The sequence below is a fragment of the Phycisphaerales bacterium AB-hyl4 genome (assembly GCA_041821185.1).
Classification (GTDB): domain Bacteria; phylum Planctomycetota; class Phycisphaerae; order Phycisphaerales; family Phycisphaeraceae; genus Natronomicrosphaera; species Natronomicrosphaera hydrolytica.
Genome location: JBGUBD010000005.1, coordinates 238,133 through 255,985 on the forward strand (window position 1 = coordinate 238,133; position 17,853 = coordinate 255,985).

The window sequence follows — 17,853 nt, forward strand, 5'->3', positions numbered from 1 at the left end:
GTGTAAGGCAGACGACCCGATTGAAATGAACGGCAACTGTGGTCGCGGGCCGACCTGAAGCCGACGAAGAAGCAACGAGTACGAGTAAACAGATGAGCCAGATCGACGCCCCACCGAAGCAGCAGAACGGTTCCACCACCAGCGTTCATTACCTCTCCGGAACGCACTGGGATCGTGAGTGGTATCGGCCGTTGCAGGAGTTTCGCCTGTTGCTGGTGCAACTGGTGGACGAGTTGCTGGACCTGATGGAAAGCAATCCGGCGTTTAAATACTTTCATCTCGACGGGCAGACCTGCGTGTTGCAGGATTACATCGAGATTCGACCCGAGAACCGCGATCGGCTGGCGGCGTTGATTCGCGAAGGCCGTATCCTCGTCGGCCCGTGGTTTACGATGCCGGACCTGTTCTGCGTAGGCGAGGAAGCACTGGTGCGCAATCTGTTGCTTGGACGACGCGTCGCGCGCGAGTGGGGCGTGGAGCCGATGCCGGTGGGGTTTACCTGCGACATGTTCGGGCATCCATCGCAGATGCCGCAGCTATTTGCCGGCTTTGATATGCGGCACTGCGTGGTTGGCCGTGGCACGAACGAGCACACGACGCCGATGTTTTTCCAGTGGGAATCGCCGGACGGCTCGCAGGTGTTCAGCTTCAAATTGCAGGACGCGATGGGCTATGGCGCTTTCGCCGTGCCGCGGGCGGTGCTGGAGAAGCCGACGGCCGTACTGGATGAGTTGCCCGAGTTCACCCGGGCGATGGAGCAGGCGGGCGACGACGATAAAAAGCGAACGGCGGTGAGGGAAAAGTGGTTTCGCGAGCGGCTGGCGCATTACGTCAACCACGAACTTGAGCGCAGCAATGGCAAGACGATTGCGCTGATGGACTGGATGGATCACATCATGCCCGCGAGTGATGTCAAACGCTATCTGCGGTTGATTCATGAAACGCGAGATGACGTCCAGGCTGAACATTCCACGCTGCCCACGTTCCTCGCGGACGCGGAGCGGACGGCTCACGACGTGCCCGTGCGATCGGGCGAGTTGCGTGAGCCCAGCCGTGATGCGAACGGCGGCTATCTCTGGCTGATCCCCAACTGCGTGTCGTCGCGCGTGCGGTTGAAGCAGGCCAACGACGCGTGTCAGAATCTGCTGGAGAAGTGGGTCGAGCCGATGCTGGCGATAGTGAAGCTGCGGGGCACGGAATTCGCGCCGCGACTGTTGCGTACTGCCTGGGAGCATGTGCTGCTCAACCATGCCCATGACAGCATCTGCGGCTGTTCGATCGACCAGGTGCATCGGGATATGATGTATCGCTACGATCAGGCACGCATCCTCGCGGAACAGTTACGCGCCCAGGCGGTGGGCGTGCTGACGCAAGGTTGCCGTGAGCTGGGGCGGACGCCCGACGAGTTCACGTTAACGCTGGTCAATCCGCTGCCCCAGGCGCGTCGCGAAGTGGTGGTGTTTGATGTGGACTTTCCGCTGGATTATCCGGAGCAATTTACGGAAGGGTTCCGGTCGCAGCCGATCAAGTCGTTCACGCTGGAGGATGCCAGCGGGACGGCCGTGCCTTATCAGCGGCTGTCGATGATTCCGCAACTTGGCGAACGTTCGCGTCATGCTCTGCCATGTTTCCAAAGTGAGGGCAAGCTGACGCGTTACACCGTGGCGGCGGAGGTGGACCTGCCGGCCATGGGCTTTACCAATCTGCGTGTCGTGCCATCAAAGCGGCCGGTGCGTCGCATGGGCTCGCTACGCACGGCGCCGAGCCGCGCGGAGAACGAGCATCTCATCGTCGAGATCGCGCCGAACGGCACGCTCACGCTTATCGACAAGCAGACCGACCAGACGTATACCGACCTTTTGGGTTTTGATGATCGCAGTGAGATCGGCGATGGCTGGTTTCATGGGCATGCCCTCAATGATGAGCAAGCCCTGTCGCATGCCTGCTCGGCCCAAGTCAGTGTGGTGCATGAAGGGCCGGATGTGGTGAGCTTTCAAGTCGCGTTGACAATGCAGCTGCCTGCCCGTTACGACTGGCATGAACAGCGGCCGGTGGACGAACGGGTCTCGCTTGGCCTGAGCCATGTCATCACGCTGCGCCGCGGCGCGAAGCTGGTGGAAGTGGCGACGACCATTGACAACACGGCTGAAGATCATCGCCTGCAACTGCTGCTGCCAACGGACGCGCGTGAGGCCACGACGTATGTCGCGCATCATCCTTACGACGTGGTGGAGCGATCGATTGCGCTTGATAGTGAGACAGTCGATTGGCGTGAAGCGGAGATTGCGGAGAAGCCGTTTCTCGGATTGCAGGCGGTGGGCGCCGGTCAACGCGGGTTGGCATTGCTCAGCGCCGCGGGGTTGCACGAAGGCGGCGTGCGTGACGATGCACGGCGGACCATGCAGGTGACGCTGCTGCGTTCGTTCCGGCGGACTGTCGGCACGGAAGGCGAGCAGGATGGGTTGGAATCGGGGCGAACGGAGCATCGTTACGCGTTGATGCCGTTCGCCGGTCAACTGCCTGCCGTGGACGCCTTGCAGGCACTCGCCTCATTGCAGGCGGGCATCTTCACGCGGCAAAGCGGCAAACGAGCGTCAGGCTTTCCGCCTCTGGCAGGCGAGGCCGACCCGCGTCAGTCGTTCATGACCCATTCGGGCGAACTCGTCGTGTCGGCGATCAAGTCGGCCGAGCAGGGTGACGAACTGGTGGTTCGGTTGTGGAACCCCGGCGCTGAATCGGCCGAGGGCACATTGACCTTTGCCGACGAGGTGAAGGCCGCGCGGCGACTCAAGCTGCACGAAGAGGTTGATGACGACGCGCCATCACCTCAGATACGGGAGCGTTCTGTGCGCGTGAGCGTTGCACCACACAAGATCGCCACGGTCGGCGTCAGTCTGTAACGATCGCGATGACGTTTCCAACCGCGTCAGCGCCTGGGGTGAAGCGACGGAGCGACGACGATGGCACGAAGCATCATCCTGGGCCTGTTGTTGGGCCTGCTCGTCGCGGCGAGTGTTTACTACAACGATTACGTGATTCAGCAGACGCCGCTGCTCGGCAGTTTCCTGCCGATGGGCATCTTCGGCGTGATAGTGGCCATTCTTTTGTTGTGGAATCCGCTGGTGTCTCGCCTCTCGGCGTTGCAGGTCGGGCCGCTGGCCGTGCCGGTCATCCTGGCGCTGTCACTTGCGGCGAGCGGGTGGGCGGGGGCGAGTTTCTTTCGCTTCTTCCCAACGGTGGTCGGCACGCCGGGCTATTGGTATCAGGTGAATCCGGGTTGGCAGAGCAACCAACTGCTTGCCTATGTACCGGGCGGCTCGCCGGAAATCGCACCGGGACATCTGCCCGAGCCTGGCGCACTGGCGCGACGCATCGTGGCCGATCGAGAAGCGCCGACGCTGGCAGGCGCGGTCTGGCGTCACAGCAGCACGGCCGGCCGACAGGTCATCGATCGCGCGGCTGAGCAGTCGACGGTTGATCCGGGCCTTGCGTATGACTTGGCGCGGACGATGAACGACGCGCTGCGGCAGCCGAGCTTTGCGACACGTGAAACGAACGCGATTGATGCGGACGCGTTCGATGCACAGCAGCGGCTGCGCTTGACTCGACACGCATTGGTGGCCGAGCTGCCCGACCTCGTCCTGCCTGCACCGCGCGGCCAGGGGCTGCTGCTAAGCGGCGGGCAACCAGGTGAAGCGGTCGAGCAATTCATTGTCGGGCACGGCGGCGAGCTGGGGGCGACGTGGCGGGCGATGCCGTGGGCGAACTGGCAACCGGTGCTGCAATTCTGGGGAGGATTGGTCGTTCTGCTGGGCTTGTGCACGCTTTGCCTGGCGTTGATTGTGCACCCACAATGGTCGCGGCAAGAGTTGCTGCCCTATCCCATTGCGCAATTCATGGATCACCTGATCACCCGAGCGCCGGGCGAGGTCGTGCCGACTGTCATGCGCGTCCGCGGATTCTGGTTTGCCATGGTGGCAGTGATGGGAGTTCATCTGATGCACGGTCTGCATGCCTGGTATGAAACAGGCCTGCATATTCCGCTGCAGTTCGAGTTCGATCCGCTGCGCGAGTTGTTTGACAATGCCAGTCGAACGTCTTTTTCCGGCGCGGTCTTTTCGCCAACGCTCTACCTGAGCATGGCCGCTTTTGCGTTCTTTCTGCCAGCGAAGGTTTCGTTCAGTATCGGCATCGCGCCGCTGGTCTGGATGATGTTCGGCGCGGCGATGCTGGCCAAAGGGGTCACGCTCGGGTTTAATCGCTTTGAGCCTGAGCCGGGCACGCTGCTGCGTCTGGGCGCTTACCTGGGCATGGCGATCATGATCGGCTACACCGGCCGCCGGTACTATGCGGCGGTGGTTCGGGCCGGCTGCGGCTTGCCGACGGCGGGGGCGGATCGTGTGCCAGGCACGTCGGTCTGGGCGGCGCGGGGGCTGGCGGTGCTGTTACCGTTGAGTGTGTGGTGGTTGACCACGGCTGGGATGGACTGGCTGCTCGCATTGCTGCTCGTGGTTGTGTGTCTGCTGGTCTGGCTTGTCGTATCGCGCGTGGTCTGTGAGACGGGCGTGTTGATGGTCACCGGCCCGTTGCTGCCGGTGGCGGTATTGACGGGACTGCTGGGGCATGAAGCGATCGGCCCCACGCAGTTGATCCTTATCATGGTCGTGGGCTTGCTGCTTGTCGGCGATCCACGCGACGCCGCGATGCCGCTACTTATGCACGGCCTGCACCTGCTGGACCGGCGCCGCAGCATGCCGCTGTCACTGGCGAGATTGAGCCCCTGGCTGATTGTGGCCATCGTGGCGGGAATCGGCGTGGCCGGGGCCGCGACGCTCGTCATGCAACATGCTCACGGGCTCAGCGCTCTGCCACATGAACACGTCCGGGCCGTTGCGCCGCAGGCATCATTTCGCGCACTTGAACGGGCTGTCGCGGACATGCGCGTCAACGACACGCTCGCCGAGTCGCTTCAATTGCACGGCTGGTCGCGCATCATGTCAATGTCCCCCGCCCCGGGTTTCCTGCTGTGGATCACACTTGGCGCTGGATTGGTTGGTGCAACCGCATTGGCACGGCTGCGCCTGCCATGGTGGCCGCTGCATCCGGCGATATTCATCATCATCGGCACACAAGCCAGCGCGCTCGTCGGCTTCTCGTTCCTCATCGGCTGGCTTGCCAAGGTCGCTGTGGTCGGCACGGGTGGCGCAAGCGGCTATGAAGCTGCCCGGCCCGTCGCGGTTGGCGTCATCAGCGGCGAGTTGCTCGCAGGGCTCGCCTGGATCATCGCCGGTACGGGCTACTATGCATGGTCCGGTCAGACGCCGCCGAGTTACAACATTTTCGGCACATGAGACATAAGCCAAGTATCTTGCACGAGGGTTTGGCGCACCTCCAATAGTGTCCTCACTCGATTTCGCTAAATGACTTCAAGCTGATCGCGTTCCGGCAGCGTCGGAAACGGGGCGGTGGGCAGCGTCTGATACCAATACGCGACGGACGCGATATCGTCCTGCAAGGGCAGGTAACGTTTGTCGCTGCGCCAACCGAGGGCTTGGATCGTTACCGCCAGGTCGCGCTTGAAGCGGATCGGGTCGGGGATATGCCAGCGATAAAGCCCGAAGCGCTGCTGTGCCTGGTACAGGCCGTCTGGCCGAAAGACCTGCGGCATGCCGGCGTAGGCGGTGTTGTACTCTTCGTAAGCTTTTGTTTGCTTGTTTTCAAAATTGTACGAACCGCAGAAGTAATCTTCCGTGCCCGTGCCGCAGATGGTGGGGTAGGCGTCGCCGCCGCGCTCGGCGGGCTGTTTGCCTTCGGGCCAGTCGCCATCAAGGTAGAACTTGATTTCGCCCTCACCCCACCAGCGGTTGTTGTTCACGCCCCAGGCCATGTACGTGCCGGCGTAGTGCCCCTTCCCTTGAACGCCGTCGAGGATGGTGTAGATCTCCTTGTACGGCAGCGGATTGACTCGGCGGAATTGCGCGTGAAAGTAAGCGGCGTCATCAGGCACGGTGTTGAGCGCGTAGTCGATCTGGTAGTAGACCACCATCGGCTCTTCGGCGATGTTCTCCAGCGTCATACGGCAGCGCTGACGGAACGGCATCGGCCAGTAGCAGTTGAACGCGCTACCGGGGTTGACGCACACAGCCTGCGAGTTGACCGGCCGATAGTTCAGCAAATCCCCCCAGCCCGACGCGAAAAAGTCACCGACCGGGCATTCCACACTCGGCTGGTCCTGGTCGTCCCAATACATTCGCAGGATGCTGAATCGCCACGGACCGGTTGGCGTCATCCAGATGTGCTGGATCGCGCCGGGGCCTTCGATGTCGGCCAGCGTGAGCGTCGCACCGGGCTCAATGGTCACGCAAGGCGAAACCTTCCAGCCCTGGCCAAGCTCGCGCGAAGGCACCGTGCCGTTGCCTTGCGTGGCCATGCCGGCCTTGCCTTTTTCGCCGGTAAAATTCTCGGGGCTGATCGAACGAGACTCGGCCTCGCTGAGCCGGTGCAGGTTGGCGAGGTCGACTGTCAATCCGTCGAAGTTATTCATGCTGAGTCGGACTCCTGGGTATTCACGCGACGAAACACATCATTGCCAGACGCGCGCTTCGCGATCCTGCCATGCCGCGGTCAATCCTAACCGGTCGAGCCACTGCTCACCGGGCAGAAACGGATCGTCTGCCTGCTGGAGCAACGCTGCCAGTCGAAGTGACAGTCGACGCTGCAAGTCACGGACCGTCGGATCGCCAACCAGATTGCGCATCTGATAAGGGTCTTCAATGTCGCTGAACAACAGCCACGCCTTACCCGGCTCTGTTTCAACATAGGTGTGCGTATGGGTTCGCAAGCCGCGCCATTCGGGCATTTGCTGGTCACGCGCTTCATCGGTCGCAAAAGGGTTTGCGAGCAGCACCGCATCGACTTCGTCCGCGTGGCGTTCATCACGCAGCACATCACTTCGATCCCGCCAATGCATCGCGTCGGGCGGCTCAACACCAAGCAGGCCCAGCAGCGTCGGCGTCAGGTCCATCAGCCCCACAAGCGCATCGCAGGTTTCCCCCGCTGGCAAAGATGGGCCGCGAAGGACCAGCGGCACGTGTACGCTTTCGGCATAAGGCGACTGCTTTTTCATCCAGCCATGGGACCAGAGCATGTCGCCGTGATCGCTGGTGAACACGACGAGCGTATTCTCCGCCATGCCCAGTTGGTTCAACGTGCTCAGCAAACGGTCGAGTTGTTCATCCAGGGCTGTTGTTGCTGCGTAGTAGTCGGCAATCGTTCGCCGACATTCGAGGCCGTTGGCGAGAGCGTTCTCGGTCGCTGGTTGTACGTTCGGCCGAAGCGGCAGACGCGCCGGATCATACAAATCACGATACTGCTCGGGCACTTGCGGGTACGGATCGTGTGGCGGGCCCCAGGAAACAACAAGGCCGAATGGCTGGTTCATCTCACGATGCGATTGCAGAAACTCGATCGCCAGCTCCGTCTGGACGATCGGCTCATAACCTTCCGCATCAATGCGCTGCGGCGTGTCGCGGTAGTAGTACGGACGAAAGTAATCGTGAGCGCAGTTGCACACCGCCCAGTAGTCATCAAAGCCCAGCCGTCTCGGGCCCGGCGGGGTGTACTTGCTGCGCGGCACGCCGTCGAGATGCCACTTACCAACATATCCCGTGCGATAGCCTGCATCTCGCAGGGTGGTCCCCAGAGTTGGCAAGTCGGTTCGAATCGCCAGGTCGTTGGCGATGACCCCGTGGCGAGATGCGTCCACGGCTGTGAGCATCGACGCACGCATCGGTCCGCAACAGGGGTAGTTGGCGAAACAATGTTGCGCCCGGACACCCTGCCGCGCCAGAGCGTCTATCGTCGGCGTACGAACGACCTCGTTGCCGTAGCAGCCCACCGCGTCGGCGCGCAGTTGATCTGCAAAGACCAATAGCAGGTTGGGGCGATCATCGGCCACGCTCAGGCAGATCCCTGTTTGCGAAATATGTCTTTAGGCGAAAGGTCATCCGGCGCGTTCGCGATCGCCCCGGCAGGCAACGGCACGTCACCGGCCAGCAACGGATCGTCGGTGTCGCGCATCCACTGCGACAGCCGCTGATCCAACTGCTCGCGCACTGTCGCATGCGCCGGCTGCTCGGCCAGGTTCTCCCGCTCCGAAGGATCAAGCCAAAGGTCATACAACGCCAGTCCGGGCGCTTCGCGTTCGAAATAGCCCGCCTTCAGCCAAAGGTCCTTGCTCGGTCCATCGTCAACGTTGCTTGGCAGCGGACGTCGACGCGAGCCGAAGCGACGCACCAGTTTCCAGCGATCGGTGCGCACCGCCCGCTGCGGTTCATACCCGGCGTGATAAGTCACTTCCGCGAACACGGCGTCGTTTACCTGCTCGGCTCGCCCGTCGAGTACCGGTTTGAGGCTGCGCCCCTGCAACCACGTCGGCGGTTCGAGGTTCAGCAGATCGCACAGCGTTGGGAACAGATCGATTTGCGAGGTGAGCGTGTCGAGGGTGCGCCCGCCGCGCAACGTCTCGCCGGGGCCGCGCAACATGAGCATGACTTCCATGCCCGCATCGCTACAGCAACACTTCTGGCGCGGGAAGCTGATGCCGTGGTCGGTCGTGCAGATCACCAGCGTATTGTCCGCCAGTCCACTCGCTTCCAGCGCTTCAAGCACCGTTCCCACGCCGCGGTCCATGCGACGGGCGGCGGTCGCGAAGCGTGCGGAATCCAGCCGCGTTGGCGGCGTGTCCGGCATGCCGAAAGGCGGCCGCTGACGCTCCGGTCGGTCGGCAGGGTCCAGTTCGTCAGCAGCGGGAAAGCGACCGCGATGCGTTTCGACAAAGCCGCAGTCCAGAAAGAATGGTTCGCGCGGACCGGCGTTTAAAAACGCGGCCGCCGCCGGCGCGACGTATTCAGCCTCGGCCCCTTTGGTGGGCAGCACACGGCCGTACCCAATTTCCTCCGGCTCGGTCGCCACGTGGTTCACGCCCACCAGCGTCGTGTCGTAGCCGTTGTTCCCGAGAAAGTGGGCCAGATGCCGTTCCGGATCATGCAGCCGAAATCCGCGATGGTGCAACCCGAGCATGCCCGTGCAGTGGGCCCATTGTCCTGTTAGCAGTGCCGCTCGACTTGGCGAACAGGTAGGCGCCGCGCAGTAGGCCTGCCGAAACAACACACCTTCATCCGCCAGTCGGCTGAGGTGCGGCGTGTGCACCGCGTAGCCATACGGCCCGATGCGTCGTCCCGTGTCGTGCGAATGCATGTAAATGACATTCACAATGCGATCTCCTTTACCGTCACGCCACCCAGATCGCCGAAGCCGACCACCCAGTAGTCCTGCGTCCACCGCGGCGGCGGATCGCCCGCCCGCGACCAGCGCGCGACTGCTTCCGCCACACTCGTATCATCGCTCGGCTGGTAGTCCGGCTCAAACAACGGCGGCGAAACCACGGGCATCTCACCTTCCGGATGATGGTGCGGCCCCAGTAGATTGCGCAGCGTCCCGTACAAAGTCAGGGATAGCTTGCCGCCTTCCGCGGGAAGCTCCAACTCGTACGGCGGAGCGACCAGGTGGCCGATCGATCGGTCGTCCCATACAACTTCGACCACAGCCGCCGACAGACGCTCCACCTTTAACAGCCTCGGCCGACGCGATGGAGGCAGGCTCGTCGTCAATCGAAGATTGCCTGCATAAAACGGTAGTCCCGCGTCAGTCACATCGCCATAAGCCGGCTCACGCGGATCGGTCACTTGAATCGACGTACGATCCAGGCGACGCTGCATCACCGGCGGCAAGCCAAACGCCTGCCAGTGTGGGCATGGTGCCACGGCGGGCTGCTCGACTGTGATCGCATCAACACTGAAGTCACCGATCAGCATGACCGCTTCGGCCTCCGTTCCATAGCGACGGACGGTGTCGTGGATGCTCGTGCGGTCGCCATGATGAAATTCAGCGCAGTGCAACTCGATCATATTGTTACCGTCGCGCACCATGCCCGTCACGTCGATGGGCATCCAGCGGGCGTCCCGCCATGCAGGCAATCCCGCGTAGGTGACGCATCGGCCATTCATGCGAATCACCCATCGCTCGGGGTACTCCACCACCAGCCGAACGCTGCGGTTGGCCGACAGCCCCGCCGCCTTAAAGCGATACCGCAAGGTCAGCGGGCCGTCGTATCGCATCGCGTTGAGCCGACGCTGCACCGCCAGCACCGGCACGGCGTTCGTCGACCACGGGCCATCGCCTTCGCGAAACCAGGCGGTGTCCAGCGGGAGCGTGTTGTCATCCAGCCGTTCGATGCGCCAACTCGATGACGGGATTGTGTGCTCCGTCGACTGGGCAGGGTCAATACCGCGCGGACGTGCAGGCATCGGAACCAGTGGTTTTTCACTGAGCTCAAGCAGATGGCCTTGCGCCGGTGCAAAAGGCAACGTGACCTGCAGGCGATTGCCGCGCCACTGCTGCGTCGGCGAGGATGTCTTGCCGCGTAAGGGGTCGATCATCCGCGCTGAACGCCACCGACCCGGGAAGGTCAGCGTCGCGCTGCCGCCTTGCGTGCGGTGCAGGTTCACGACGAAAGCGAGTCGCCGTCCATCTTCAAGATCGCGCACATGCGCGAGCGTCCGCCGGGCAACCTCGGTGGGCAGACCTTCTAGGTGTACCGCCATACCGCGCGCGGTCTGCATATGCTTCGGCAACTCGTCGACGGACACCATCGGCACGTCGTCGAGCACCTCACTCGGCTGCTTGCTGGGCTCACCTTCAACGTACGCCGGCGGCTCGGCGGTCCGCCAGATCAAGCCGCCGGCTTCGCGAAACCGGGCGAGCAACGCGAGTGTGCTCTGGCGGATCGTCTGCATCGCCGGCACGACGACGTGCGGATAATGCATCTGCCCCACACGCAGCACGGTTTGCCCGTCGGCATCCGTTGTCACGCTCGCATCGTCGGCCAGCAGATCTTCATCGCCCAGATCGATTCCGACCTGGACGCCCAGCAGTTTCCAGAGCAGCGTCTTGAAGTGCTCATCAAATGACTCAATCGCCGACCGTGACGCTGCGGTGGTCGGGTTGAAGTCGGTGGTATTCTCGTCCTTCGTATCCGCCGGGGCGGCATCGGCCTGCCACAGTGTCCACGCCGACTCCGCTGGATGGAGCACGAGCGCGTCAGCCACAAATCGCCCGGCCGCCATCTGGCCACACAACTGGCCCAGCGCCCCGTCGAGCACTGCGTTCTTCGGCCACCACGGCTGTTGGTAGAACAGGTTGGGCGGATGGTCGCGCTTGCGACAGCCCGCCATCGTGTACAACGCCAGATGCGGGTTAAGCAGGTTCGCCCCCAACGCGATCTGCTGTGCCGCGATCCACCAGCGATCTTCAAAACTCACGTTCTGCCCGCTCACACCATACAACTCGGTGAGCATCTGTCGTCGGCCGCACTGGTTGACCACGCTGCGACATTGTAGCGGCGTCAGCACTTCGTCCACCTGCCTCGCCAGGTGATCGATGCCGGGGATGTGCTGATGGCGATAGTTGGGCATCACCTTCACGCCCCAGAGTTGCTGCTCATACAGCGATCCCTCGGCCATGAAGTGTCCAGTCAACGACAACCCGCGACGCTCGCAGAACTGCCCCAGCCGTTGGCTGAAATGACGCTCGAACAGGTCATTCGCCGTGCGGTAATACTGCCAGCGGAAGCGCGCCGCACCTGGCGCATCAGTGAACAGCAGATACAACTGGTCAACCAATGCCTTGCCATGCATCTGCCGAAAACGCTCCGGCAGATCCGCTGACCACGGCACTGCCCCGCGCGGCAAGCCAAAGCGGAAAATCGCCGAGGGCTCATCCGTAAACTGGGCCGTTACCAGCCCCCCGTAATCGTCGGCATAGCGCTCCGCATAAGTCTCGTAAGCATCGGCCAGGAACTGCGCGGTTCCCGCCTCGCTCATCAGGTCTGTATAGCACGTGCCGTTAAACCACGGGTTGCCCAGCGGCGCGACCCATTCGTACACCGTCACGCCGCCACCGGACGTCAATCGTCGCGCTCGCGGTGGTGCCGGCTCGCCCGACAGCCGGGCCAGAAGCACCTTCATCCGGCACGCCTCACCCGCCAGCGGCGTGCTGCCGCCGCTGAATCCGCTCGGCCACTGGTCTTCGTCGTACAACCAGACCTTGAGCCCAAGCTCACGACAACGCCGGACAACGGCGTCCACTGCGGAAAACCACTCGTCGCCAAGGTACGGCGTGGTCAGGCCCACACGCGCATGCACAAAACCGCCACCCCATCCACCTTCTGCGATGTGAGACAACTGCCGTTGCAACTGCTCGGCAGACATCTGTTCATTCCAACTCCAGAACGGGACCGGCTTGATCACCCCAGCCTCGGGATGACCAGACGCCGCTTCCACATGATCTGGCTTGCGCACAGATCGCGACGTGTCGGACGCAAATGATAGTGGGGTGTTTGGCGGAACCATCAAATTCAACTGCTGCATCTACACACGTTCTGCTCTATAAAAATGCCCAGCGATAGTCTCCCATCGCCGGGCAACGGGGGCAGCGATGTTGCCAGTGTTATCCTGCTACGAATGATCGTTCACGCCGACGCAGCAGCATCAGCCCCGCAGCGCCACCGAGCAACGCCAGCGAGCCCGGCTCGGGGATGAACGCCAGGTTCAGGTCATTGCCATCCATCTGCACCACGAACGATCCGCCGTTCAGGTCGACGCCGAAGTTATCGGTGTTGACCGCAAACATTGCGGCATCAAAGCCGTCAATGCCTTCGCTTGCTGAGGCGATGGTGAACAGTTGGCCATAGTCCGTATTGTCGAAGTTCGCGCCATCGCCGAGCAGTTCGATGGTGAACACGTCGCCGGGCTCGTCGCCGGCGAGGATCTCCAGCAGGCCGGTGATGTTGATCAGGTCCCAGCCGAGGCCGGCGGACGAAGCGGCGTCGGCGAGGTTGACGCGATAACGACCCGATCCAGCGAGGAAGGAACTGTCGCCCGATGCATTCAGCGTCGCAACGGTCGTATCGCTGCCGGGCGAGACCACGCCGCCGCCCATTTGCAACCCGCCGATTGCGCCCGCGCCGGTGAGCACGGCGCTGCCGCCGACGACGGAAACGTCGCTCACCAGCGAGCCATGGTTAATCAATCGGCCGTTGGCAATGAAGGTTCCGCCGGTGAAGGTGTTGTCCGCGGTGAGCACCATGTCGCCGGCGACGTTCTTGCTCAACCCGCCGTCGCCGCTGATCACGCCGTCAATCGTCAGCGTCGTCCCATCAGACACGCCGAAGGCTTTCGTTCCGCCCAGCAGCGAGATGTCACCGGTCAGCGTCATATCCGGCCCGCCGGCTTGCGTGAAGGTAATCGCGCCGCCGCCGCCGAGTTCCATGTTGTTGGACAGCGACATGGCCGAGCCGGTGTTCGAGAGGATGCGGATGTTGTTGCCGCTGGTGTGGCGAATGGTCGCCGAGCCCAGCGCCGTCTCACTGCCGAGGTACGTATCGCCGTTGGCGATATCGTAAATGTTGGCCATGTCCGGGCTGCTGGCGTTGAACGTGATCGAGCCCGGGCCGGCTCTGCGGATGTTGAAGGCGTTGGAGGTGATCTCGTCATTAAAGATCAACTCGCTGCCTGGCCGTACGTCGAAGATCTTGAAAGGGTCCGTGCTGCTTGCCGTTGCCCTCGCCGTGAGATGGACGGGCACGTTAATCGTGGCGGATACGGGGACCGCGTTAACACCACCCGTGCCGACGAGCAGTGTCTGGCCGTTTCCCGCGCCACGCAACGAGAGGATGTTGTCGTCGGCGCTGTTGATGGTGAAGTCGTAATTGTAAAACTGAATGCGCTCGATGTTGTACGCCTGGTCCATCTCGGTATCGAGCTGCGCGTCCGAACTGCCGAGTTCCCAGATCGCGCCGTCACCGCCGGTGTAGGGATTGCCGGGGTTTTCCGACCAGTTGTCGTCGTCGGACCAGAGGTTTGTCTCGCCGCCGCCGTTCCAGGTGCGCTGTTGGCCCTGTGCGACGTCGACCACGCCACCTGTTGCGAGCATGGCAGCGAACAGCCAGGACGTCATTCGCAAGGTGTTGGTTCGTGTTGCTTCCATTGGTGTTCTTTCCTTCCAATTATGATGATGCCAGAGAGTTGGGGACAGAGGATGAATGGTTTAACGCGGCAGCAGCCGCAGTGATGGATTGGTGCTTAGCCGTTCGTACATGTCACCGAATCCGGCCTGCCTGCCTTCTTCTGCGCGGATGGAACTCGCGTGACCGTCCGCGAAGCCGATGTTGGCGGAGTCGTTGTGGCGATAGCGCACACCTGGATCGCCGTCGATGCCCTGGCCGATCTGGATCGCCTGCGAAATTTCCGCGTTCCCTTGAAACTCGACGAACATCAGCACGTGGCTTGGCGAGTGCTCGATTTGGTCGAAGTTGCGTGCAATATGCTCAAGAAAGTTGCCAGCCGGCCGAAGTGCCGTGCCATTGGGACGGGCATCAGGCCGCGACGTCGTGTACTGATTGACGGCGTAACTTTGAAACGGGTGTGCGGCCGGTAGACTCACTTGTTCGTCTCGATTCATCGTTGGGCAGCGAAAGACGCCGGTTTGCATCCACTCGATCGTTTCAGGCCCAGGCGTCGGCCGCTCTTGCCCGACATACGCCGCCATCTGGAACGGATGGAAATCGGCCGTCCAGTGACCAAAGTGATGGCCGTACACGAAGTAGCCTTCATCCTGGGTGTACATGACGTGCCCGATCAATTGCTGACGAAGGTTGGAACTGCATTGCATGGCCCGGGCGGTTTCGCGTGCCGCGCCCAGGGCAGGCAGCAGAATACTGATCAGCAACGCAATAATGCTAATAACAACCAAAAGCTCAATCAGCGTAAAGCCTTTTGTTCCCAGTTTGGCATTTCGAGCGTAAGGAGTGCGAACGCACGCGACAGATCGAGAAGTAGTTTTCATGGCCAAATGCCTTTATACAGAATGTCGATCGCAACAAAAGTGAAAGCGAGAACACGAATCGGAACGATCTAAGACGATGGCTGACGCAACCGCTGACTGGATTCACCAATAAATAGCGGCACGCGCGGCGGCTGAACGAGCAATGGTCCCTTCCAGTCCCGAGCACCGTTTTGCACCCAGTCCAGACACACGTCCAGGTAGGGGGTCGGGTCCGGATCCTGAATCGAGGTCAACGACGGCACGAGATACGGCGCTTCACCCGCTCCGTCGTCACTGGCACAGACAGCGAGATCACGGCCCGCTTCAAGACCACGTTCATGCAATGCACGGTAAACGCCCTTGGCTGCGGCGGACGTACAGCACAACAATCCGTCGGCCTGGAACCCACCGCCGTCGAGCGTCTCCAACGTGACCTGATACGCCTTTTCCATCGGAGAGCCGCCCATCGCGACCGGCTGGTCGATCAGCACACCGCCGCGTTGGTCGCCCGCCCAATTGCGCCAGACCTTGATGCGCAGATCGGTCACGTCATTGTGCGGCTGCGTGTTCAAGCAGGCTATGCGTTCATGGCCTTGCTCGGCCATATGCTCCAGCAGCTTTTCGGTCATCTGCGGCGAAGCGAGCCAGACACTTGGAAAACCGTGTTTTGACTGATCGCTGTCGAGAAAAATCGCGGACCCACGCGAACGCTCGATCGTCCGCAGCAGGTGATCACTCGGATCACAGCCCGGCAGACCAAAGAAGATCACATCGAAACTCTCCAGCGTCGCAGTCACGGCCGGATCGTCGAGGTGAACATAACTGACCGGCCGAAACAAGCCTTCACGCTTTTCGACGACGCGGCTGAGGGCCTGCTGCCACCGCCACGTATAGGGCGACGGATACGCAACGGTCAGCAACGCAACGTGCAGGCCGGTGTGGCGGGTTCCTTTTTCCTTCGGCTTTCCGTCGGTTCGGGTCTTTCCATCCTTTTGCCGCCCGCCGGTCGCGATAGTCGCGGCGGCAGCGGGCCTGCCATTGGGCTGACGAACGAGCAAGCCAGTCTTGATCAGTTGCGCCACCGCCTTGCGGGCCGTGCGCGTGTCGACTTCGAATTCAGCAGACAACTGCCGATCCGTGGGAAAGTCCTTCAGCAGGTAATCCCCGTGGCGTAGCCGCTGTTCGAGCAGATTTGAAACTTTGAGGTACTTGGCCATGACCAGTTCCCAACAGAATCACCAAACTCCATCAATTTGACACAATACATCAAAATGATGGATATTTGCAAGCGGAATCTTTACACTCAGGGTCGATTTTTTTTCGAGACATCGAAGGAGCTTGGCCGATGCGAATTCTGTATGTCGATATCGACTCTCTAAAACCTTCCCATTTAGGATGTTACGGCTATAGTCGGCCAACCTCACCGACCATGGATGCCTTGGCGGCGCGAGGGGTCCGCTTCAATCACTGCTACGCCGCGGACAGCCCGTGCGTCCCGAGTCGGGCGGCCATGTGGAGCGGTCGGCCGGGCATCCGCAATGGCGTGGTTACCCACGAAAACACCCCGGCCGGCTGCGCTTTCCGGTACGCCGTTCCTGACCGTCACGGGCAGTGTCCGACGTTGGCCCATCATCTGGCCGACGCGGGGCTGCAGACCGTCAGTTTTACCAGCTTTGCCGACCGGCACTTGCAGGGCTGGTTCAACTTCGGGTTTCGAGAATTTCACGTGCCGTCGCTCAAAGGCGGGAATGAAGACGGGCCGGAAGTCAACGCCGCGGTGTTGCCCTGGCTGCGCGATCATGCTCGCGAGGACAACTGGTTTGTCCACCTGACCTATTGGGATCCGCATACGCTCTACACCGAACCGATGGATCAGTTCGAAGCGATGGCCAGGCATCCCGCGGCCGCCTGGCCCGACGAACAAACGATCGAGCGTCAGCAGCGCGACACCGGCATTCGGACGGCGAGCACGCTCTGGGGCGACAACCCGCACGATGGGTTCGGCCGAAGCCGCGTGCCCACCATGCCGGACAACATTCGCAATCGCAGTGACTTCGAGCATCTGATCAACGGCTACGACGGCGGCATCCGTCACGCGGACGATCAACTGGCCGAGTTGGTCGCGGAACTCGATCGGCAAGGGGTGCTCGAAGAGACCGCCATCATCATCAGCGCCGACCACGGCGAAGCGTTCGGCGAACTGGGGCAGTACATGGAGCATGGCAGCGCTTCGCCGGCCACGCATCACATCCCACTGATCGTCGTCTGGCCCGGCATTACCGACGCGGCGGCAGGCACGGCCCGCGACGAAATGCTATTGAACACGGACTTCGCTCCCACGCTTGCCGAGTTGCTCGAACTGGATGTGCCCGAAGGTTGGTGCGGGCGCAGTTTCGCGCCAGCGTTGCAGGGCCAGGCGATGCACCTTGACGAACCGCTCGTCTGGACGCACGGCCTGCACACGCGCCAACGGGCTGTCTTCGATGGCCGATACCTGTTCATTCGCACGTATCACCCGAGCTGGTACGCCTATCCGCCGCGCATGCTGTTCGATCTGGAGCAAGACCCACATCAACAGCACGACCTGGCCGACGAATTGCCCGATCGTGTGTCGGCGATGGGAGCACAACTCACCGCGTGGGAGCAGGCCCACGTCGACGCGACGGGTCAGCCGGACCCGATGCGACTGGCTCAACATCAGCCGCCAGCCGCCGCGGGGCTGCCCGACTATCTCGAACGACTCGAAAAACTGGGACGAGCCGAGGACGCCAAAGCCATCCGAGAGCGACTGGCCCGCGTGCCGACCCATTACGCGCCGCCCGCGCTGGAGCCGAAGTCATCATCGCAGTGACCAACAACAGGCCGTAAATCGGCCGACCTCTTTACCTCGGCCGATGCGGCCGTCCTGCA

Annotated in this window: 10 protein-coding genes; 3 read left to right on the forward strand and 7 right to left on the reverse strand. The window is 62.0% G+C overall.

Features of this window, described 5'->3' with window-relative positions:
• Positions 1-92: 92 nt before the first annotated feature.
• On the forward strand, positions 93-2,900 hold the full coding sequence (locus ACERK3_09775; protein MFA9478583.1) for a glycoside hydrolase family 38 C-terminal domain-containing protein: 2,808 nt from the start codon (positions 93-95) through the stop codon (positions 2,898-2,900).
• 60 nt (positions 2,901-2,960) lie between these two features.
• Positions 2,961-5,351: a DUF6785 family protein gene (locus tag ACERK3_09780; protein MFA9478584.1), complete on the forward strand. Its 2,391-nt coding sequence runs from the start codon at positions 2,961-2,963 to the stop codon at positions 5,349-5,351.
• Between the two features lie 65 nt (positions 5,352-5,416).
• Here ACERK3_09780 and ACERK3_09785 read toward each other — a convergent pair whose 3' ends face one another.
• From ACERK3_09785 to ACERK3_09815, 7 genes are all read right to left on the reverse strand, one after another.
• On the reverse strand, positions 5,417-6,544 hold the full coding sequence (locus ACERK3_09785; protein MFA9478585.1) for a glycoside hydrolase family 172 protein: 1,128 nt from the start codon (positions 6,542-6,544) through the stop codon (positions 5,417-5,419).
• A 39-nt stretch (positions 6,545-6,583) separates the two neighbouring features.
• The gene (locus ACERK3_09790; GenBank protein MFA9478586.1) at positions 6,584-7,957 is read right to left on the reverse strand and encodes a sulfatase; all 1,374 of its coding nucleotides are present in this window, start codon (positions 7,955-7,957) and stop codon (positions 6,584-6,586) included.
• A gap of 2 nt (positions 7,958-7,959) precedes the next feature.
• Positions 7,960-9,273: a sulfatase gene (locus ACERK3_09795; protein ID MFA9478587.1), complete on the reverse strand. Its 1,314-nt coding sequence runs from the start codon at positions 9,271-9,273 to the stop codon at positions 7,960-7,962.
• On the reverse strand, positions 9,270-12,368 hold the full coding sequence (locus ACERK3_09800; protein MFA9478588.1) for a hypothetical protein: 3,099 nt from the start codon (positions 12,366-12,368) through the stop codon (positions 9,270-9,272). The genes ACERK3_09795 and ACERK3_09800 overlap by 4 nt, the downstream gene beginning before the upstream one ends.
• A 199-nt stretch (positions 12,369-12,567) precedes the next feature.
• Complete coding sequence (locus tag ACERK3_09805; protein MFA9478589.1) at positions 12,568-14,106, reverse strand: PEP-CTERM sorting domain-containing protein; 1,539 nt, start codon at positions 14,104-14,106, stop codon at positions 12,568-12,570.
• A gap of 60 nt (positions 14,107-14,166) precedes the next feature.
• Positions 14,167-14,964, reverse strand: coding sequence for a prepilin-type N-terminal cleavage/methylation domain-containing protein (locus ACERK3_09810; protein ID MFA9478590.1), 798 nt, complete (start codon positions 14,962-14,964; stop codon positions 14,167-14,169).
• Between the two features lie 68 nt (positions 14,965-15,032).
• The gene (locus tag ACERK3_09815) at positions 15,033-16,160 is read right to left on the reverse strand and encodes a substrate-binding domain-containing protein (GenBank protein MFA9478591.1); all 1,128 of its coding nucleotides are present in this window, start codon (positions 16,158-16,160) and stop codon (positions 15,033-15,035) included.
• A 128-nt stretch (positions 16,161-16,288) separates the two neighbouring features.
• On the opposite strand from ACERK3_09815, the gene ACERK3_09820 reads away from it, so the two are divergent.
• Positions 16,289-17,794, forward strand: coding sequence for a sulfatase (locus tag ACERK3_09820; protein ID MFA9478592.1), 1,506 nt, complete (start codon positions 16,289-16,291; stop codon positions 17,792-17,794).
• Positions 17,795-17,853: the final 59 nt, after the last annotated feature.